Consider the following 20,973-nt stretch of genomic DNA (forward strand, 5'->3'; position numbering starts at 1 on the left):
CTACTTGACCGCGTGCTGAGCGGCCCTGTTCAGGTGGTCCTCCCGGTCACGCCATCAGACCTGTTCCCAACTACTCGTTCTTCGCAACCTTCCGCCCTCCGACCCGTCGTGGAGGCTCAAGTTCTCCACCGACGGGCAGGGGAATGCCATTCGTTCAGCGGATCAGGCAGCGCCAGCCTGACTGTCGGGTGACGGAGCCCAATCACAGACCCCGCAGCGACGGAGATTGGGTCGACCCTTCCGCGCTTCGGCCTCGAAGTACGCCCTGAAACCCTTGCTTCTCGCCAGACCACACGGGCGGTCGGCGTTGTGGTAGACGGTACGAGCAGGCCCGAGCTTGTCGCGCAGCAGGACGACGACGTCGTGCTGGTGCGCTGCCAGCTCCGCTTCGTCGCGGTCGATCCGGTCGAGTGTCCTGCGAAGCGTGGTCAATGCCGCTTCGGCCCGTTCATAGGCGCGACGGCGCCGGTCTGTGAGGTCTGCCATCCGTGTCGCGATGAGCTGGGCGGCCCTGTCTTGCTTGTTCGTACACATGGAAGTCTCCTTGAGGTTGTTCAGGCGGCGAGTGGCAGGTCGGCTGCTGGCCTATTGAGTCAGGCTGGCGGCGCGAGACCGACGGTGGCAACGTTCCAGAAGGTCTCGTGCAGCGGCAGGACTGTCACGATGTCGTAGGTGTCTCGGCCCGCCACGAGGACCGCGGCAAGCGGGTTGCAGTTTGGAACCATCAGTGGGGCGACGAAGCACCAAGATCGTGCGGGCTCGTACCAGTACCGGGAGACCTGGACCTCCCCGGACAGGACGAGGTCCTTCATCTTCGAGATCGCCGTGCAGACCACCGCGTGCGAGACAGGACCCCCGTACCGCTCAGGGTGATCGAGCAGATGCCGTGACCCGGTAGCGGCAATCAGGCGGCGAGGGTCGAACCGCTCGCGTTGCTCCCAGGGGAGCTGGTTCAGCCCTCGGAACGTCTGGGGCTGCTCGGATTCATGGATCATCCCGACGACATCGATCCCGTCGCCGCGCCAGCGCGTGCGGACTGCCAGTCGTTCTCCGGAACGCGTTCGCAATGACGACGGATGGACGTTTTCGTCGCCCACTCGCACGTCGCACAAGCGCGCGAGCGAGACCTCGACGGTGTAGGTGACGAGCTGGGTCAACCCGGCACGGACCTCCGGCTCAGGCTCACGACGGATCAGGCGTTGGTCGGTGATGCGCCTCAGGCGACGCACCACCGGTTCGCTCACATAGACGCGGGGCCAAGGCATCATGATGCGGTCCCCCAGTTGCAGGCGGTGCACTTCGTCCAACCGCGTTCAACAGCGAAGCGGTAGCTGACCTTCTTGTAGCTATCCCGTGAGCGCACTCGCTTGCACGGGTTGTCGACCGCGTGGACGATCGACACTGGAGGGCCGGGAGTCGTCCGGACGAGAACCTCGTCCGGTTCTACAACTTCTTCACTGGCACGCAGTTCTGCCAACTCTTGTTCCAGAGTCGTTAGCGCTGCGGACACCCGGTCGCGGAACTTGCGTAGTGCCGAAAGCTCGCTGTCTCGCATCGCCACATCATGCGACTCAGACATAATAATCCCCTTCTCAAGAATTAAAATTAGTAGTTCTGCGGGATAAAAAAAACTCCGCATCTCGATCGATGCGGATTGAGGAAGCATATTCAGATTCTGATTAACATCCGGACAACCGATGAGCGAATTAACCTGTGGGGTAACGCTATTCACGGGCAAGCACCTCAACAGGACTCAGGGTACGCCCAGCCAGGCTGGGCCGCAAGGGGTTCACGAGATATCGCTCGAAGGGCTGACGAGGGGGGTGCAGGCGACGACCTCTGCGCCCGGATGATCGCCATTCCGAGACGCCAAGGTCGCCACTGCCAGCTCCTGTGGAAGCAGCTCGGCGAACTTGAGCTTCCTCAGCGCCTGCTCGCTCACAGGCGGCACCGCGCCGGCCAGGTCGTCGCCCGCAACAGCCCGCGCCGCCCGCAGCGCGGACGCTACAGCGCCCGCCGTCGCGTCGGACCGCAATGGCACATTGAGGTTCCCCGCGCTCCACTCGTCGAGGAGCTCCGGTGCCACCAGGCCGAGCGCAGCGGTCAGCACCGCGTTGGCTCGCATCCCCGCGAACGTCCACCATCGGACGCGCCCGTCCTCCTCTGCGACCACCCTCGCGTCCTCGGACACCCGATGCGCATACTGCGCGCGCAGCGCCTCGAGCCGGGCCACCGCACGCGTCGACAGCACCACCCCGGACGGGGTGGCCCCGAGCAGCACCCGACGGATCGCATTCGACAGCTCGAACGAGTAGGCCCGGGGTTCACCCATCCACGCGGATCGCCCCGCCCGATCGCTCGGCTCGACGTGGGCCCGCCGCCGACGCCAGTCGACGTGCTTGACCTCCCATGGTCGGCCGGCCAGCGCGATGACCCGCGGGCCAGCCGCCTTCGTCACCAACAGCATCGGGTCGATGCTGCCGACCTCCCGTCGGCCATGCAGCACCGTCAGCTCCGGCGCGGCGGTGAAGACGGCCAGCAGCTCCATGAAGTTGCGCCGTCCATACCGCGCCTCCGCCGTCGGCCCGACGAACGCCAGCCCTTGGTCGACGTCGAGGTGTTCCGTCGCGACGAGCCACCGGCCGATCGACTCGAGCTCATCGCCCCCGGCCAGGCCCAGGTGCTCCATCCATGCGGCCTCATCCTCAAGGGAGATCCGGCCCTTTTGCAGCGCCGTCCCGAGGAGCTGCTGTGCAGCGATGTGCAGCGGAGATGGCGGCGCTACGACCGGCTCGACGAACCCCTCACCCAACAGCAACAACAGTCCGGCGGCCCGGAGGAAGTCCTCGTCTTCGACTCCAAGGAACGTCATGTTTCGTGACGTCCCAGGACGCCGCCCGGTCCGTCCGAGTCGCTGGAGCACCGACGCGACGGTCGCAGGGGCCCCGAGCTGGATCACTCGATCGAGGTCGCCGACGTCGATCCCGAGCTCGAGAGTCGAGGTCGACACGATGACGCAGTCGCGCGCCGTCGCGAAGGCGGACTCCGCCCGGCGCCGCTCGTCGAGCGACAGCGACGAGTGGGACACGAACGTCTCGACCTCGAGCGCGCGCAGCTCCACGGCGAGCGACTCCACCGTCTTGCGCGAGTCCGCGAAGACGAGCCGCTTCTCACCCAGATGTATGCCGCTCAAGACCTTCGCGGCGTTCCTGACGTTCCCGACGTAGTCGAGTGAGAGCTCGGGCGCTCCAGCGCTCTCGACAGCAGGTGCCACGACCGACCGCGGCCGGGCCGCCGAGTGTCGGCCCCCCTGCAACCATGAAAGCAGCGCCTCCGGATTGCCGACCGTGGCGGACAGACCGATCCGCTGCAACGGCCGTCCCGCAACGGAACTCAGCCGTTCGAGCACAGCAAGCAGGTGCCAGCCCCGGTCGTCCCCGGCGAAGGCGTGGACCTCGTCGACGACGACGGCCTGCAGGTCCCGGAACATGTGCTCCGCGTCGAGCAGCCGCGAGACGAGCATCGCTTCCAGCGACTCGGGGGTTGTCAGCAGGATTGAGGGACGGTTGACCGCCTGTCGTTTGCGGTCACCTGCACCGGTGTCGCCATGCCGGACTTGGGCCGCCCGGCCCAGCCACGCGGCATACGCGGCAACTCTCGGTTCCAGATTGTTGAGCAGTGCCTTGAGCGGGCAGACGTAGAGCACGGACAGACCGGTCCAGGCCTCGTGCTCCATCCGGGTCAGCAGCGGGAAGAGCGCCGCCTCCGTCTTGCCCCCGGCTGTCGGCGCGATGAGCAGGCAGTCCTCCCCGCGAAGGACAGGCTCCACGGCGGCCGCCTGCAAGGGTCGCAGGCCGGACCAGCCCAGGGCGTTGACCACGTGGTGCTGCACGACCGGATGAAGCCGGTCGAAGGCCGCCAGCTCCGACGACGTGCCGGACGCCACGTCAGTCATCGGCGCCGATGTCGAGGACGATGTCGTCCAGGGACCCGCCAGCGCCTGCCGTCCGCTCCTCCATCGTCAGCTCGCTGGTGTTCACCGTCAGCGCATAGTGCTGCCGCGGGTCGAAGTCGTCATACACATCAACCCGGTCGAGCACGTCCGCGACGAGCTTCTTGAGGAACACCCGGGGTGCGACGCCGACCCGGCCACCCAGCCGGCCAGCGACCGCGCCTGCGAGCTCAGCGACATACCCGTCATCGACGTGAGTCCGCACCCTCGACTCGTGGGGCGAGCCGCCGGCATACAGGTCTCTCACCTTCACCCCGAGCGAGACGAGCGAGGAGTGGTCGAAGCCCGGCAGGCGGATCTGCACGGCCCGGGGGTTGTCGAAGCGTGGGTCGGTGGTGAAGTCGGTCGCGAGCCGCTGTGCGAGCGGGGGCAGCCGCGGCACACCGGACGGACCCTCGAAGAAGGCCGGTGTCCCCGTGATGAGCAGGTAGAGCCCCGGGAAGCGTCCGGCGTCGACCTCGTCGATGAGCTGTCGCAGCGCGTTGAACGCCTTGTCCCGCACATCGCCGCGCACGCGCTGCAGCGTCTCGACCTCGTCGAGGACGAGCACGAGCCCGGGATGGCCGGCGTCGCGCAGCACGGTGAGCAGCCCCTGCAAGAACCCCATCGCGCCGAAGTGGTCGAGCTCGCCTCGGATGCCGGCGGAGCGCTTCGCAGAGGCGGCCACTTGCGGTTGGCCACCCATCCATGCGGCGAGGCCGTCGGCTGCGGCGGCGTCCCCGCCGACGACGGCGCGCCGATACCCGCGCAGCGCCTGGGCGAAGACCGGGGTGCGTGAGCTGACCGCAGCCAGCCGGCGCTCGAGCAAGGCGTCGACTGCTGCGGTCATGGAGGACTCGTCGGCGAAGCCCAATGATGGGTCGGCCTCAATGGCGTCCGACTCGAGCGTGAAGAGCCACGAGTCGAGGATCTGCCGGAAGGCGCTGGGCTGCACCGAGGAGGTCCGGAGCGATTCGGTGATCCGGCGATACACCGTCTCGAGCCGGTGCAGCGGCGTTTCTGTCTCGGAGATCTGCACCTCCGCCGCGGCGAACCCCTGCTTGAGCGCGCGCTCGGAGAGATGCCGCGTGAAGAACGTCTTGCCAGCGCCGTAGTCGCCGCGGATGGCCTTGAAGACCGAGCCACCGCCCGCGACCGTCTCGAGCTCACCATCAAGAGCCGGCGTGTAGCGGTCGAGCCCGACAGCGAGCAGGTCGAGACCCGCCTCCGGCACGGTCCCGCGGCGCAGGGCGCCGATCACCTCGGTCCGTCGACGGTTCGACACCTCCATCGTCATGCGCTCACCCCGAACTGCTCGCGGAGCAACCGTTGGTCGAGCACGACGGTCTGCCCGTCGGCGTCGACGCCGACGACGTTGTAGCCCTCGACGTTGAGCAGCTGACGCACCTGACTCAGTGCGCCGTCGACGCGGAAGGCCGGCACGCCGAGGGTCGTCGCGACGACGGTGCGCGACAGGCGAGCCCCGGAGGCGCTGCTGAGCGCATCGAGCAACGACCGCACCTGGTCGTCCCGGATCGCCAATCGCGGCAGGGTCTTTCGCTGTGCCGCGTAGACGTCGGTGGCGCAGACCTTGGCGCCCACCGACTCGCTAACGCGGGCTCCGTCGGCCGGCGCGTCCGCGGGCTCGTCGAAGAGCGTCGGACCGTGGTCGACGGGTCCCTTTCCGCCACGAGAAGGTATGCCGCTCAGCTCGCTCCGCAGATCAGGCGCAGCCGGCGCCCCGGCAGTCACGAGGGCGTTTGCGGTCGACCACCACAGCGGCTCCTGAGGTGCAAGGAGCGGCAGCCCTAGGTCGTTAGTCTTGTCGTCGGGCAGCAGCACCACGACGGGGACGACGACCTCCTGGGCGCTTGCCCCACCGTGGTATCCGGCCTTGAGTGGCCCGTAGCGCAGGCCCTCGCGCACCGCGAGGATCGCGCTGTGGTCGTCAGTAAGGACGCGCCGGCCGATGACAAGCACCTCGTCATCCTGGGCGGGGGCGGAAGTGCCGCGGGACCGGCCGCTTGTGAGGTCGGCCGATGGCCGTTGGTCGCCACGTCGCCGCTCGACGACGTGACCGTGGTCGGCGGTCATGATCACCGTGCGGCCGGCGGCGCGGGCCCGGCTGAGCAGCGCCGAGAGGTGCTTGACCTCGTCGGTGGCCCACACCTTGCCGACGGGGTCGCTGCGGTCGAGCGCGTCGTCGATGCTGTTGAGCACGACGGTGACGAGCCTCGTCCCCTCTCGGTCGTCGATGGCGGCACCGACTCCGTCGGCGACGAGGGCGCCGGGTCTGGTCGTGTCGACGCCCTTCTTGTGGAAGAGGGCGGCGCTGATCTTGCCTGCCCTCTGTGTCAGCTCTGCATAGCCAGCACGCTCGACATCCTGGCCACCCCGCGTGAGCGTGCCGCACAGCAGTGAGGCCCGGCTCACCTCGGTGAGCGAGGGCAGCACGGCCAGGGCGCCTGCCCGTCGGCTCGCGCCTTGCGATGCCCCGGCTTCGACCCAGCCGAGCGACCCGGTCGCGTCCGCGATGATCTCGGTGGCCGCGGCAGCGCTCATGCCGTCCATGACGAGCAGCAGCGTTGGCGTCTTCTTGGCCATCGGCATGACGAGCCCGGACATGAGCGCCTCGAGGTTCCACACCGGGGCCGGCAGTCCCTCTGATGCCGCGGCAGGGTTCAGGTCAGAGCTCACCGCCTGGGCCAGCCGACGGGCGAAGCCGTGCTCCTCACGCTGCCGGCGGGCCACCGCCGCGTCGTAGACGAGGTGAAGGGCTGTCGACAGCTCCTCGTCGTCGACGCCAGTGTCGACATCGTTGATCGCGGCATCGGCCCAAGCGCCATGGTCGAGGTGGGATCGCACGTGCTCGACCAGCGCGGCGTCATCCGGCAGCTCCGGAGAGACCAGCCACCGCCAGAGCCGGACGGCGGAGCGGAAGGCGACGACCTCGCCCGAGGGGCGGTGTCGCTGCGCGAGGCGGTGGCGTTCGCAGAGACGCCAGGCCTTCTCGATCGCCTCTGTTGCCGCTGGTTCACTCGGTCCGCCGAGCGCTGCGACGCCTCGACGCAGGGTGGCGCCGAGCAGGGCGAGCCGCCTCCGGAAGCCACTCGCGAGCAGGTCCGAGTGGATGGTGAGCGAGGCCGCGTCGAGGTCGGCGAGGTGCTGGTCAGCGCGCTGCAGGATCCGCTCGACATGGGCGTCGTTCCGGTCGTTGCGGGCCAGCTCTGACACGACCGCCACGGCGGCGGAGCCGAGGGCGGACAGAGCGTCAGCCGAGGGCAACGGCTTGCCGAGCAGTGGCTCGAGCCGCACCCTGGCCAGTGCCGCGACTTGAGACTCGCCGGCATCGAGGTGTGGCGAGCCGATGACGCTGAGAGCCAAGCCGATTGGCACGAGGTCGTGGACCGAGGAGTGCTGAATGATGCGCCGAACGGGTGTCTCCGCGGGTCCGGTGCTCTCGGCGACCCAGTCGAGCATGGCGTCGGCGAGCGCGTCGCCGAAGTCCTCACGCAGCCTTTCAAGGGCGCCCATCGACTGCGGAGGCACCGACCAGTTGAGAACGGTGATGGCGTCGATGACGTCGCCGACCAGACCCAGGTGCTCGCGGGCCACGCTCGAGAAGGCATGCGCGCGCGTGAGGACTCCGGCCGGGGCCGGTGGCCAGCCAGTTGCCGGCTTCGCAGCCAGCAGTCCGGTGGCGACCTCACGACCGTTCCGGACCTTCGTCAGCGAGGGCGCGACCCCGGTGGCCGAGAACGACTGGCGGATGGCCTCCCATGCATTGGGGCGGCGCAGGTTGTTGCCGACCAAGTGCGCGAGGACGCCGGCCCCGAGATCGTGCTCGGAGCGGTCGGTCACGATGACCGTCCAGTCGCCGTCACGGTGCTCACGCAGCACCTCCCGCGCGGCCAGGGCCGACCCCGCAGCGCGGATGACGACCCGTTGGCCCTCGTGGGTCAGCTCGGTGTCCTGAGCCGAGTCTGGGCGACCAAGGACCCCGATGATGCCCGAGGGGTATTTGCTCCGTTTGACGATGTCGATGATCGCCAACAGCATCGGCCGGTCGACCGGCAGCACCGAGCTCGTCGTGACGGTCACTCGCGCACCTGCCAGCTGACGTCCACCTCTCGGTCGCCGTGGCTCTCGAGGAACTGCCGCACCTGGCGCAGCAGCTCATCGTTGCTCGCGCCCGGTGCCCGTCGGGCGTTCCCACGGATGCTGGAATCGAGGGGAGGTGGAGTCGGGTCAGGCTTGGGTGGCCTTCTGCGGGCGAGCCACTCGAAGATCTCACGATCGGCTTGCCCAAGAGCGGTCGCTGCCGCCGATACGATCTCGTCGCCGCCGATCGCCTTCTGCAGTCTTTGGACAATGCCAGCAGCGGTGTCGGACTCCTCGCCCTCACCCTGCATGGCCTGACGCACTGGAGCGAGCCGGTCCCACTCGAAGCTCCGAAGTGCCATCGTCACCGCTTCGGCCGACGACAGTGACTTGCCGGCAGCGGCTGCGCCCGTGCCGAATCCGGCCGTGGCGATGCGCTGCACGAGGGCCACGCCGTCAAGGTTCCGCAGCTGCTGGACCAGCTCTGCGGTCCGACGGGCTGTGGTCAACCGATCGGTGGCGTCGCCCGCATCGATGCCGACTCGCTCGTTCGCCACCTCGATGGCCGTGACGAGATCTGGCTGCACCTGCGCGAGCGTGGTCGCGCGCGTCCTGACCTGACCGACGAAGTCGGCGACTCCGGGCGCGGTGAGGAAGGACGCGCCGTGCACCCCGAAGAGCTGAGCCGCCGCCGCTGTCGCGTCAGTCCACTCCGCCTGCGTTGGCATCGGCTGCGAGCGCAGCTCCATGCTGGGCTGCAACTGCCCCGGCTCGGGAGCAGCAGGCAGAGCAGAGCCATGGTTGAACCACGCACGTTGCCGCAGCGCGGCCCACGTGATGATGACGAGGTCGCTCATCGGAGTCACGAGACCCTTGGCCGGCGTCACCGCATCGATCCACGAGCGCATCTCGGCCACGGTCACCGGGTCATCCGGTGAGACGCCGCTCTCCTGCTGGCGTCGCCCGAGCGCCCGCTCGAGCTCCTGGCTCCACGGGGTGAAGCGGTCGTCGCCGAGGATGTAGTACATCTCGGAGGCCGTGCCGACACCGAGCGGCCCGGCGATACGCCGAACGCTCGCCTGGTCGCCTTGATACTCGACCCGCTTCTCCTTGTCGGCAACGGCCCGGTGCACGTGCGCGGCGACCGCCCGCAGCTGCGGCAGCCGGATCTCGACGTCGCCCGGCTCGAAGTGCGGGTGCCCCGGATAGGTCGCGTCATAGGCCTGCTCGACGAGGTGCCGGAACGCGTCACCGAGCGTCGCGCCGACCGGCCGCTGCGGCACGAACTCCCGGTCGAGGGAGACGAGGATCCGGTCATGACCCGGGTCGTCGAGGAGCGTGTTGGGTCGACGGCTCGCGGCGCCATACGCCTGCTGGATCGCGTCCTCGAGGCTGCGCCGCAGCGTGCTGCGATGCGACTCGAGGATGTTGCGCGCCAGCGCACGATCGGTCTCGCTCAGGTGGTCGGCGTGCGCCTGCCAGCGCTCGCCGGACCCTTCGAGGAGCCAGCCGAGGATGACGAGCCGGCTCAGCTCGGTGACCTTCTCCGGCGCGAGGAAGTAGGGGAGCCAGACGATGGTGCGTGACTGGAAGTCACGGGCGATCATGCCCTCGAGTCGCTCGAGGTCCTCGCTCGTCGAGTGTCCCTGCTCGTCGAAGGGGTGGTCGATGACGAGGCGCCAGCTGCCGGGGTTGGCGCGGAAGTGGTCCTCGGAGAGCCAGCTGCTGTCGCGGACGTTGCCGAAGATGACGTCGACCTTGCGCCGCGTCCCGCGCCAGATGACCTCGTGCTCGTAGGCGCCTTGGATGTCGGGCTTGTCGAGGTCGATGCCGAGGCTCTCCGCAACGAGCGTCTTGACGAGCTCGCGCCGGCGACCCTCGTTGTCCTCGCCCTTGGCCCGGTCGACGATCGACTCGTAGTCGACGTCGGACAGCTGCACCCGGACGGTCGGGTTGGCGCCGGCGCCGTCGATGCGGATCTCGGGCACGTCCCTGGCCCACGTGCGCACCTTGGAGAGCACGACGCTCGCCTCGTTGCCGGGCAGCGGGGACAGGATCGACCCGTGGTTGAGCGACGCGAGTCTGGCGCCGGTCAGCGACTTGAGCGCGGGCACGTTCGGCGCGACGGCAGAGAGCAGCAGCGTCTTGGCGAGCCGGTCGTCGGAGCGGTATGCCGCTGACACCGTCTCGGGTGCGTCGCGCAGTTGCGCTTCGGTGACGTTGTGCTGCTCGCGCAGGAGCCGCTGCAGCTTCTCCGAGTAGAGCTTGTTCGCCGACTTGAAGAGGGCGGCCGCGTCGGCGTCGAGGACCTGGTTGCCTCGGACGATGTAGTCGAAGGAGTCGCCGACCGGGATGACGCTGTCGACCGTGAGGGTCTCGCGCTGGTCGACGAGCATCTGCTGCATGACCTTGAGCGCGGTGCGCTCGCGCTGCATCACCGAGGCGAGGGCACGGAGCGTCGACACGAGCGCGGGCGAGAAGGGATAGGTGAGACGGAACGCCTTCTCGTCGGCGCCGCGGTGGCTGTCGTCGGTGTTGACGCCGTCGAGCAGCACGTCCCAGACCCGCGGGTTGCGGTCGATCCGCTCGAAGGCGTCGGCGATGACCTGCTTGGCGTGCTCGTCCTTGGGTCGGAGCAGCCGCTTGCTCGCGACGTAGGGCAGGTTCTCGTCGCCGAGCTTGATCGTGGCGAAGCGGCCCTCCTGGTGCTTGAAGGCCCGGTCGAGGGCCTCCTGCTCTGCGCCGCTTGCGCCCGAGTCGGCGAACCAACGCCGCAGGTCCATCTGGCGCGCGACGAAGGAGATGAGGGGGATGTCGCGAACGCCCGTCGACGACTCGACGAGCTTGGTCAGCTTCTGCGCCTCCCGCGCGAAGAACTCCTTGTTCGAGACCTGGAAGGCGAGCCACAGCACGAGCTCGTCGAGGAAGAGCACGACGGCGTCATACCCGAGGGCTTTTGCGTGGCGGGCGATTGCGGCGAGCCCGGTGTCGATGTCGACGAACTCCGCCTGCTGCGTGTAGGCCCCGAAGTACGTGTCGACGAGGGCGCTCGCGAGCTGCTGGCGCTCCTCCGATGACGGATCCAACGAGCGGGCGAGGCCGTAGGACTCGGCGTTCCACGTGCCGGTGTTGAGCACGCCGCCCCACACGTCATCGGGTGCTGAGGCAGCGTTCTTGTTGAGTCCCGCGAAGAACTCGTCGTCGCCGAGGCGCGACCGCAGCCGGTCCGCGTCCGCGAGGAGTGCATCCGACTTGTGCACGGCCGGCAGCGGTGCGTCGGGGTGCAGGGCTTTGACCTGCCGCAGGTAGCCGTCGAAGAGCGCCTGCTCGAGGCTCTTGGCGCCGAGCAGGTGGAAGGCGAGGGGGAGGATCTTGCGCCCCTCGAGGTCCGGGTCGTGCTTGGCGATGACGACCTGGAGGTCCTGCTGAGCCCGGGCCGCCGGCTCGTGCGTCAGCAGCGCATGGAGCACTGCCATGAAGTGCGACTTACCGGACCCGAACGAGCCAGCGAGGAACGCGCCGCGGCTGACCCCGGAGGTGACCGCCTCCCCAACCAGGCCCAGGGCCTGGTCGAAGGCTGCTGCGAGCGCAGGCGTGACGACGTAGTTCGCGATCGTCGACTCCGCCGCGGAGTGGCCCACGGAGTCAGTCAGCCGCAGGACGTAGTCCTCCGCCCCGGTGTGCTCCGGGATCCGGATGACGTCTTTGAGCAGTGTCATGATCGCGGCTTCCTGCCTCGAGGTGATGCGGCCGGGCGCCAGGCTTTCAGCTGGTCGATCGTCTTGCCCACCTGGCTGGCGCGGTCACGGAGCTGCTCCTCGCAGAAGTCGGCCATGTTGACGCCGTAGGTCGGGTCGATCTCGTCGTGCCACTGCCGCACCCAGGGTTGCAGCTCGGCGAGGCCCGCGACGAGGGGGACCAGGCGGTCGTCGTCCCAGCCCTCGGCCTGGCGCTCGCCGATGAGGGTGGCCAGAGCCAGGAACTGCTGGGCGTGGTCCCAGCCGGCCCAGCCGAGAACGAGGGTCGGGTCCGTCTCGCGGCCCGCGTCCGGATAGAGGATGAAGCGTTCCTTGGGCACGTCGAGCTTGCCCCGGGCCTGCCACCACGAGGCCTTGCGGAAGTCGGCGTTGGTGTACTTCGGCGGGACGGGAATTGGCCTCTCGGCGTCGGTGAGGGTGCCGGCGTCCTCCTTGCGCTGCAGGTGCCAGGTGTGCTCCCACGCCTCCCGCTTGCGCAGGCCGGAGTCCTTGAGCCGGTATGCCGCGAGGTACGGCACCGCTTCGTCGGTGAGCAGCGCCCCCAGGGAGGTCGTGAGGGACTGGTCGCGCTTGCCGGACCACAGCTCGAGAACTCTGACCAGGTCGGCGTCGCGGGCCACGAGGTCGGCGAGCTGCCCGATCGACTTCGGCATCGGCCGGCCACTCTGGTCGAACCAGTACGTCCGGTCCTCGAGTCGGTCGAGCAGCCACGTGCGAAGCGCCTTGTCGACCTGCTTGTCCCACGGCTCGCTCACCCAGCGGCGCTTGTGCTCGGGCTTCTCGAGGAGGCGGATGAACTTGTCGGACTCGATGAGGTCGAGCCGACGCTGGACGAGCTCGTGGTAGTCAGCGGGCCAGTGGGCGGGGATCTCGGTGATCGACGTCGAGCCGTGGCGTGAGAACCACGCCGTCTGCTCGTCACCGGCTGCGACCTTGCGGGCCAAGGCGATCTCGAAGGCGCGCTCGCCGAGGGACACCTCGGGAACGTCACCGGAGTAGGTCAGATCCTCGTCGATGAGGCCGTAGAGCCGGTAGACCTCCCAGTCGAGCTCTTCCTGCTGCGCGATCATCCGTCCACGCAGGGCCTGGTACTGCTTCTGTGCCGCGGCAAGTGCGTCGCTGGTTGGCACGTCTGATTCTGCAACGGCAGCCGGCGTCGACGCAGCCAAGTCCTGGGCCAACAAGTCCATTAGCCGGCCGCTCTCGAGCGGTAGGCGGCTGGTCAACGGAAAGTCTTGAAGCGTCGTGCCAGTGAACTCGTATCGGGGCTCCCAATCTTCGTCGCCGATGCCGCCACCGATTCCACCATTGCCTTTGTTGTGGCTGTTTTGCTTGAGCCAGAAGCAGGCCGTCGACGAGTTGAGGACGCCGAGAAGGGCGAGGTGGTCGTCCTCCGTCGCTTCCTTCGGCAGCTTGATGACCGGCGCCGACTGTTTGAACACCTTCCCGCCCCGGTCGAGCACGAAGTGGTTGTGCGTCGCCACAAACGCCATCGCGATGCCAAGCGGGATGTTGAACCGCTCGGGGTGCCACCTGCTGAATTCGAACCAAGTGAGTCCAATCTCTGCGTGAGTCCCACCCGGTTCCCGCCGCTCGGCGAGGCCAGCGCGATTTCGCCAGAGAAGGCGGGCAACTGCAGTGTTCTCGAGGGATGCCTTGTATGTGGCGTCGTAAGGAAAGAGCGTCTCCGTGTGTGGACTGAGCGCGTAGTCACGAACGACGTCGCCGGTTACAAGGGGCTTGATGAACGACGCGGGGACCGTGGCCCGGCTCCAAGACCCTGGGGCCCCGAAGTAGGCATCGTCAGAGCCGGTGTGGCAAGTGCGTCCGATCAGGAGGACGACGTCTCCTAGGCTTTGCCGACCAGCGTTGATCCGGTCAAGCAGGTCCGATGATCCGCCGCCCGTGAGGCTCCACGGGTGAGCGGACAGGGCGGACCGAGCGAGGTCGGCAATGCTGACGTAGTCACCATCGAAATCTGCACGCTCGATGTTCTCAACGATTTGGGTCCAGACGAGGCCCTTGGCCGGATCCTTCGGCTGACCAGGTTCGCCGCGGACGCCCAGCACTGCCCTGACGGTTTCGCCGACCGGTGTTTGTGGCCGTCCCACGAGGATCACCGTCGGCGTACCGTGGCCGGGAATGTAGGCGCCCGACGTATCGACAACGAGCCGGAGGTCCTGCTTGGCGAGGAACTCCTCGATGAGCTTCGAGCCGAACTCCCGCTTCATGAACGAGTTCGACGTGATCTGCCCCGTCCACCCGGCGGGCTGGTCTCCCTTGCGACGCTTGGCCAGTTCGAAGAATCGCTCCATGAACGGCACCGTCAGCGCATACGTGCCCTTGCACGTCGAGTACAGCTCGCGATACCGGGCGTTGAGCGTCTTGTCCTTGACCGTGATGTAGGGCGGGTTCCCAACGACGACGTCATAGTTGCTCGGCGTCAGGATCTGCCGCAGCGCGTCGAGGTCCTCTGTCGCATAGGCGAATCCGCTGATCTCGGAGTCAGCGTCGAAGCCATCGAACTGCAGCGACAGCTGGTGTCCGCCGTGGAGCAGCGAGTCACCGGCAGCGAGGTTCAGCTTGAATCCGGGCGCATCCTCGAGGGACCGCAACCCGCACGCCTGGAGTGCCGCGACGATGAGCCGGAACCGTGCGATGGCCACTGCGAACGGGTTGAGGTCGACGCCGTGGATCGCGTCGAGCGCCTTCTGCACGCGCGCCTGGACCTCGAGGCCCGGCGCGTGTGTCGCCCACCGGTCATTGAGCCGGGCGAAGGCGCCGAGCAGGAAGTGCCCCGAGCCGCATGTCGGGTCGATCAGGGTGAAGCCGTCGAGGGGTCGCTCGGCGAGGGCTGGCTCCATGGTCTGGTCGAGGATGAACTCCTCGACGAACTCCGGCGTCTGGAGCAGCGCGAACGTCTTCTTCGCGTAGTCCGACAGGTCCTGGTACAGGTCCCCCAGGAACCGCGTCGAGAGGCCACCAACCGTCGAAAGGTCACTACCCGTCGAAAGGCCACTGTCGGTGAAGTCTCGGACCAGGTCACCGTCGTCGGTCTTGGCCCGCCAGAAGTCGACGAGGTCCTTGGCGGCCTGACCCGACGGGCTGACCAGCCAAAGGGCCGAGTGCTCGTCGACCAGTGCCTGAGTGGCCTTCACCATGCGAAGGTGCTCGACCGCCTGCAGGATCCACTCCCGGGCGGTGTGCTCGGGGTTGGCGCGGAAGTAGGCGAGCTCCGCATCGAGCGCCTCCTGGCGACGCTCAGGCGGACCGGCCAGCCACACCTTGCTCAGCAGGCCGTTGTCCTCACAGAACCGGATGAAGACGGTGGTCAGCACCCACGCGACAGCGACCTGGGTGATCCGGTCGTCGCGCCAGGCCTGCCACGACAGGGCCGTCCGCTCCTTCGCGGTGGCGTCGCGGTGATGCCCTTGCCATGCGTGGAGAACGTCAGGCTGGGACTCGACCCGCTGACGCAGGTCGTCCTCGAGAGAGAGGACGACCTTCTTGAGGTCCCTCGTCAGATCAGGGGAGATTGGCACCCCGGCAACTCCTTCTCCATCACGGTCACTGCACGGCAGCGGCGGTCAGCCCGTCGACCCATTCTGGGTCAACAGTCACAAACTGGGTCGGCGCGGCCAGGGGAACCGGCTGCCCATCGAGCACCGAGCCGCGGTTGGCCCCGAGCTGCGGCACGACGAGCCAGACCGCGCGGGCCCGCGCCGTGCCGAGGTCGGTCCAGCGAGCCAGCAGCGCCATGTTGTCGTAACGAGCCAGCGGGGCGGCGTCGGCCAGCACGACCGGACCGTCCCCTTCCGCGGCGAGAGCATCCTCCACGGCGGCAGTGACACCGGGCCACGCCTGCTTGACCAGAGCACCCAGACCCTGCGCCGCGCGGCTCGTCGGCACCTCGGCATCGGCGGCCAGGACCATGTCCCATGGCACCCCTGACCTCGCCGCCTGCGAACGAAGGGCGTCGAGAAGGACACCCGTGATGTCGACGAGGTGAGCGGCATACCGGCTGGCGACCCCCTGCTGGAAGCGGTCGAGACGGCTGGCGGGGACCCCGAGCGCGAGGAAGGACCGCGTGCGCAGAGACTCCTCGACGCGGCGCCCCAGGTCGCTCTGGCTCGTGATCGGCAGGGAGCGCACGTCGATCGTCGAGTGACGCGACTCGAGGCCCGTCGTGTCACCCGTGTGGGTCGGCGAGCGGAAGACGCGGCGGGCATCGTCATACAGCAGGTCGAGCCCGGCTTCGCGGATCAGCGCGTCGAGGCGCGGCCGCTGCGGGAGCGGAGCGAGCCCGGGGAAGCGCACCTGCACGCGGCGGCGGATCTCGTCGGGGGAGAGCGCCTGGTCCTTGGTGACCTCGCCGAAGGACAGCCGCAGGGCAACGGTTGGGCTGAGGTCGCGGTGGTGGAGGTCGCCGGCGGCGGTGGCGGCAGCGTTCTCACTCACGGCGGCCGCGAGATGGGCCAGAGGCGTTGCACCGTTGAGTGCGTCGGGGATCTCGGTGAGCGTCGCGGAGTCGAGGATGGGACGGAGCCGCTCGTTCACCCGCGCGGCTGGGACGAAGGCCTGCACAGGTTCGGCCGCGCGCGCGATGAGGTCGTCTGCTGCTCGGCCGGCGTCCTCGGCCAGGTCGAGCAGCGACTGGTCGTGGGCGATGAGGATGTAGCGGTCGCGGCGACGGATGAAGGTCGCGGGCAGGGCGTCCTCGTCGATGCGGCGCAGCTCCCGCACCCGCTCCATGGCGATCCGAAGCAGCCCGGAGGCGAGCCGGTGGTCGGGGCGCGGGTCGTCGGCGTCGCCACGGAAGGAGCGCTCGATGGCGGTCGATGCCTCGGCAGCGGTCAGGACGTTGCCATGGTCGGCGAGAGCCCCCATGAAGATGGTGACGAGGCGCTCGAGGATCGCGCGGGTCGTCTGGTCGGAGGCCCAGGTGCTCTGCAGCTCGGCGAGGATCTGGCCGGCGCGGGCCGGGCTGACCGGGTCGGGCAGGTGTGCGGCGAGGGCCGCTTGGGTCGCGAGCGCGTCGACGGTCGTGCCGTAGCCGAGCAGCACACGGGTCATCTGCGCGTGCGAGGTGACACCGGTCCCGGTGGCTGCTTGGAGGAGGCGCTCTGCGGCTGCCTCGATCGTGTCGTCGGCGGCGGCACGGTCGGCTGGCGACTTTGGCGCGGCGACGTCGCCGAGTCGCTTGCGCCACTCCTTCATCCGGCGCGTGATCTGCAGCCGCGTGGAGTTGGCCACGCCGCGGAGGCGCGAGATGCGCACCGGGTCGATCGCGAGGAGCTCGCCGACGGTCGCAATGCGCTCAGGCTCGAGCGCCGAGAGGGCGCGGGCGGTGAGGCCGGACTCGGGCAGCGGGGTGTCGAGGGTCGCCGCGGCAGCCTGGGCGTCAGCGGTCTCGTCGGGGGCAGTCGTCGCGTCGGTCGTGAAGATCGCCCGCCACGCCTGCCGCATCTCCTCGGCCGTCTGGTGGCGCGCCTTCGCGCTCCGAGCAAGGGCCGTGGTGAAGAAGGCGACCAGCAGGTCAGCGATGGCGGGGTCGAACATGTCGTGCCGGATGGTGGCGTCATCCGGGATGGTGTCGGGCTTTGCGTTCGGGTCGTCGCCGTAGGTGGGCGTCTGCCCGGTCGCCATCTCGAAGAGGACGACGGCAGCGGCATACCGCTCGGCTGCAGAGTCGAAGTGTGCGCGCTTGCCGGTGAGGAAGGGATCCAGGTAGGGCGGGGTGCCTGCGCTCGTCGCTGAGGCGGCGGCGCCGCTGAGTGAGAAGTCGAAGAGGACGAGGTGCTTGGTGCGGTCGCCGCGGCCCTCGCGGATGCCCAGGTTGGAGGGCTTGATGTCGCGGTGGTCGACGCCTGCCTTGTCGAGGGCCACGACGGCGTCGAGCAGCTCGGTGCCGTAACGCTCGAGCAGGTCGAGCGACAGTCGAGTGCGGCTCAGCAGCTCGTTGCCCAGAGTCTGCTCACCGGCGCTCTCCAGCAGGAGCGCCTCGCGGCCGCCCACGGTGATCGGGCCCTCGACGAGCTTGACGATGCGCGGGTTGTTGAGCGCCCTGAGGGTGTCCGCCTCGGCGTGGAGGCGCTTGGCGGCGTCGTCGTGGAGCGCGACCTTGAGGACGCGGTCGGGTGCGTTGGCAGGAGCGTCGTGGTCGGTGACGAGCAGTCCGACTGCGGTCGAGCCCTGACCCAGTCGGCGCCGGAGCGTGAAGCGGTCGCTGAGGGGTGCGCCGGGGGTCGCCTCGAGGGGGTCGGTGGCCGACTCCTCGGGGCGAAGGGCTGCCTGCTCCGCTTTGTCGAGCAGGGTGAGGAAGGTGTGGATGTCACCGGTGCGCTTGGTCGGTGCCGGCTGGGTGGCGCCGAGGACGAGACTCCGGAGCTCGCTCGGCACCTGGGGCAGCTCGACGGAGAGGTCGAGCCCTTGCTGGGCGGCCAGTCGCGTGTTGAGCTCAGCAGGGGTGCCGGCGGCCGCGCGCTGGGCGATGACGTAGAAGGAGAGAGCCCCGAGGCCGAAGACGTCGATGCGGACGCGGTCTGCCGCCTGGCTCCATGCGCCCTCGGGAGCCTGGAAGGCTTCGGTCCAGCGCGACTCGGAGCTGCTGTCCGGCTGCGCTGCGAGGGCAGCCTGCTCGGCGCCCTTGAGGGTCGTGACGCCTTGGAGAGTCGTGTGGGTCAAGCTGGCGGGGTCGGCCATGCCGGCGCCGGCCCAGCCGCCCACCCGGATCTTGACCTCGCCGGTGCCAGCGATGTCCTTGACCCAGATGCAGCGTGGGGACAGCTCGCGGTGGACGACCTTGTTGGCATGGGCGTACTGAAGCGCCTCGCCGATCTGGCGAATAATCGACAGTTGGGTCGTCAGCGAGACGCCGTGCGGCTGGTCGGCCATCCAGAGGTCGAGGCGCTGCCACGACTCGTCGTAGTCATAGACGAGGCCGGTGCCGAGCTCGGACTGGACCAGGTCCTTCGGCCGCATGATGCCGTCGTGCTGGAGGCGGCCCATGAGCTGGTACTCGTGCTCGAGGGTTCTCGCGACCTTGACCGTTTCGCTCTGGGGTGCCCCCTCGGGAACGACGTGGAAGCGGATCCGGGCACGCTGCTGTTGGGCGACCTTGTGGTGCGCGAGCCACTCCTGCCAGCCCTCGCCCGCCGCGAGGGGCTGGGCCGTGATGGTCCACGAGCCAGCGGTGCGCTCACGGCGCTGGACGAGACCGATCCGCTTCATGAGGGCGGCGAGGATCTCCTCCTGGTTCGGGCCGATCGCCTGTTTGTGCGGCTCCTCGAGCAGCCGCTCAGAGATGCCCGGGAGGTGGGTCCTGTCGGTCAGGTCGTCGATGCCATAGAGACCGATGGCGCTGCTAGGCGGTAGGTCGCAGACGATGTCGGGGTGGTGGAGGAAGACCGACTCCTGGATGAACGGAACGATCAGCTTGGAGTCGGTGATCTTCGTGCCCTGCTCCTTGCCCCAGTCGTAAAGGGCATCGGTGAGCTTTGACGCCAGGTACTGGGCCTTGCGGCGAGCGAGCTTGAGGGGTGAGTCCTCGGCGCGCTTGCCCGGGCGGAGCCAAGTGTGGTCGTCCCCCGTGAGGCGACCGGAGTAGTACTTGAGCTCGACAAGGTGGAGTCTGCTGCGGCCGAGGACCAGGAGGTCGACCTCGTGCCACCGGCCGCGAGAGTCGCGGAACTCGAAGTTCGACCAGGCGCGGAAGGGTGACTCGTCGGGCAGGAGCGCCTTGACGAGGTTGAGGCCCTCCGTCTCGTGCGTGAACTGCGACGGCGACACCTCGACCCAGCGGTCGTGACCCCCTGTCGCCATGTTGGTTGCTCTCCCCGAGTTCTCGCTCACTGACCCCAGCATTCGGGACAATACCCTCCCAGGCGGACAGGACCAGGCCCGACTCCTATGTCAGCCGCGGGGCCTTCGAGACGTACCCTTGGATCCCGACGCCGTGAATCGGATGGTGTAGGTCACCTTCAGTCGCTCTGCTTGGCTGGCGATCCGTTTAACATCAGTCTTTATGTTCGCAAATTTCGGGACCGAGATGCTTGCAGCAACATCGAGAGTGCGCTGAGACTCGCTACTCAAGTCGACCGTCAGGGTCCGATGTTCCATCCGGTTGTGTGGTACATCGCGGGACCTGATCAGATTGGCCAACTCTCCGTCTTGGGATAGCGCATGGTCTTCCAAAAATGCTCTGGCTAGCTCAATGTCTGGGTCAGAGCCAGGGAACTCATCAAAAAGGCGGAATGCTCTGCTCAAGTCGGCCGTGGAATCAGACCTCACATTGGTCTTGACTCCTCTCCCCACCAATGTGCCGTCAGCTTGGATTTCAGTGCGCTCGCCAGTGCGGGTGTTCTCGATGGCATCAACCGTCACACTGACCGCACCCAAGAGTTGTGCCAAGTGGGACAGAAGTGTGTACTTCTCGAGAGCAAAAGCCCTCGACGCGTTATCGACCAACTCGTAGTAGTTTTCCGAGAAGGGGCTCTGCAAAAGAACGTTCCCGGCTTGGATGAGTCCAGCCCGATCAAGGGAGCGAACTAGAGCGTCGGTGTATTCCTGGGCGCCGGATTCCAGGATCGCTAATTCGGGGCGCCGCGCGATCTCACGGCCGTCCTCCAAGTCGATCTGATCCGTGTGTAGAGGATCTAGAACCCAAATGACTCGGCGGCGACGGGGTTGGGCCGGGAGTGATTGAAACTCAGGCATCTCTTCTCCATCGAAAGGGGAAGCATCCCCGTGGCTCGCTCTCCTTGATCGTCGCTGCAATGTCTTGGATGTGGGCGGTATCGATAGTGGCCCCCACGGACTCAGCGAATCGGGTTATCCGTGCAGCTAGCGAGTCCTTGCTCTCGTGTGCAAGGCCATAGCGATTGATCAACATCGTGATAGACGGCCGGAACTCTTCGTTCGGAGATGCAGAGTTTAGGGAGAACTCTACGACGGTTTCACCACGTCTTCGAGCGATAAATCCGTTGGGAAGGAGCCGTGAGGCGCGTCGGGATTGCGCAAGTGACGAGATGTGTGCGACGACCTGCGACCTTTCCGCTTCCTCCGCATGCGAAGTGCGTCTGCCATCGATCTCAATCACGTCGGGCGCCGATGGGTCTCTCAACT

The 20,973-nt window shown here is 67.9% G+C and carries 10 protein-coding genes; all 10 read right to left on the reverse strand.

Annotation, left to right across the window (positions count from 1 at the left end; all coding sequences use genetic code 11):
- Positions 1-162: 162 nt before the first annotated feature.
- A complete protein-coding gene (locus tag N864_RS00170) occupies positions 163-534 on the reverse strand; it encodes a hypothetical protein (RefSeq protein WP_034711941.1) in 372 nt (123 codons plus the stop codon).
- Between the two features lie 59 nt (positions 535-593).
- Positions 594-1,268 (reverse strand): hypothetical protein, encoded by a 675-nt coding sequence (locus tag N864_RS00175; RefSeq protein WP_155892739.1) that lies wholly within the window; start codon positions 1,266-1,268, stop codon positions 594-596.
- A complete protein-coding gene (locus N864_RS24430) occupies positions 1,265-1,732 on the reverse strand; it encodes a hypothetical protein (RefSeq protein ID WP_155892740.1) in 468 nt (155 codons plus the stop codon). The genes N864_RS00175 and N864_RS24430 overlap by 4 nt, the downstream gene beginning before the upstream one ends.
- A 57-nt stretch (positions 1,733-1,789) precedes the next feature.
- Positions 1,790-3,955 carry a DEAD/DEAH box helicase gene (locus N864_RS00180; protein ID WP_051517989.1) on the reverse strand — a complete coding sequence of 722 codons (2,166 nt, stop codon included), beginning with the start codon at positions 3,953-3,955 and terminating at the stop codon, positions 1,790-1,792.
- A complete protein-coding gene (gene brxD, locus N864_RS00185; protein ID WP_034711946.1) occupies positions 3,948-5,288 on the reverse strand; it encodes a BREX system ATP-binding protein BrxD in 1,341 nt (446 codons plus the stop codon). Before brxD ends, N864_RS00180 begins: the two co-directional genes overlap by 8 nt.
- Positions 5,285-8,092: a BREX-2 system phosphatase PglZ gene (gene pglZ, locus N864_RS00190; RefSeq protein WP_034711948.1), complete on the reverse strand. Its 2,808-nt coding sequence runs from the start codon at positions 8,090-8,092 to the stop codon at positions 5,285-5,287. The genes brxD and pglZ overlap by 4 nt, the downstream gene beginning before the upstream one ends.
- A complete protein-coding gene (locus N864_RS00195; protein ID WP_034711951.1) occupies positions 8,089-11,811 on the reverse strand; it encodes a BREX-2 system ATPase PglY family protein in 3,723 nt (1,240 codons plus the stop codon). Before N864_RS00195 ends, pglZ begins: the two co-directional genes overlap by 4 nt.
- Complete coding sequence (gene pglX, locus N864_RS00200) at positions 11,808-15,392, reverse strand: BREX-2 system adenine-specific DNA-methyltransferase PglX (protein WP_034711954.1); 3,585 nt, start codon at positions 15,390-15,392, stop codon at positions 11,808-11,810. The genes N864_RS00195 and pglX overlap by 4 nt, the downstream gene beginning before the upstream one ends.
- Before the next feature lie 25 nt (positions 15,393-15,417).
- On the reverse strand, positions 15,418-19,671 hold the full coding sequence (pglW, locus tag N864_RS00205) for a BREX system serine/threonine kinase PglW (RefSeq protein ID WP_051517991.1): 4,254 nt from the start codon (positions 19,669-19,671) through the stop codon (positions 15,418-15,420).
- Positions 19,672-19,761: 90 nt separating this feature from the next.
- The gene (locus tag N864_RS24435; RefSeq protein ID WP_155892741.1) at positions 19,762-20,565 is read right to left on the reverse strand and encodes a hypothetical protein; all 804 of its coding nucleotides are present in this window, start codon (positions 20,563-20,565) and stop codon (positions 19,762-19,764) included.
- Between the last annotated feature and the right edge of the window lie 408 nt (positions 20,566-20,973).

The sequence above is a fragment of the Intrasporangium chromatireducens Q5-1 genome, from assembly GCF_000576575.1.
Lineage (GTDB): Bacteria > Actinomycetota > Actinomycetes > Actinomycetales > Dermatophilaceae > Intrasporangium_A > Intrasporangium_A chromatireducens.

What these genes read in the sequence shown, in the direction of transcription:
- N864_RS00170 (WP_034711941.1), bottom strand. Translation starts at nt 534, where the DNA reads ATGTGTACGAACAAGCAAGACAGGGCCGCCCAGCTCATCGCGACACGG.
- N864_RS00175 (WP_155892739.1), bottom strand. Translation starts at nt 1,268, where the DNA reads ATGATGCCTTGGCCCCGCGTCTATGTGAGCGAACCGGTGGTGCGTCGC.
- N864_RS00180 (WP_051517989.1), bottom strand. Translation starts at nt 3,955, where the DNA reads ATGACTGACGTGGCGTCCGGCACGTCGTCGGAGCTGGCGGCCTTCGAC.
- brxD (WP_034711946.1), bottom strand. Translation starts at nt 5,288, where the DNA reads ATGACGATGGAGGTGTCGAACCGTCGACGGACCGAGGTGATCGGCGCC.
- N864_RS00195 (WP_034711951.1), bottom strand. Translation starts at nt 11,811, where the DNA reads ATGACACTGCTCAAAGACGTCATCCGGATCCCGGAGCACACCGGGGCG.
- pglW (WP_051517991.1), bottom strand. Translation starts at nt 19,671, where the DNA reads ATGGCGACAGGGGGTCACGACCGCTGGGTCGAGGTGTCGCCGTCGCAG.
- N864_RS24435 (WP_155892741.1), bottom strand. Translation starts at nt 20,565, where the DNA reads ATGCCTGAGTTTCAATCACTCCCGGCCCAACCCCGTCGCCGCCGAGTC.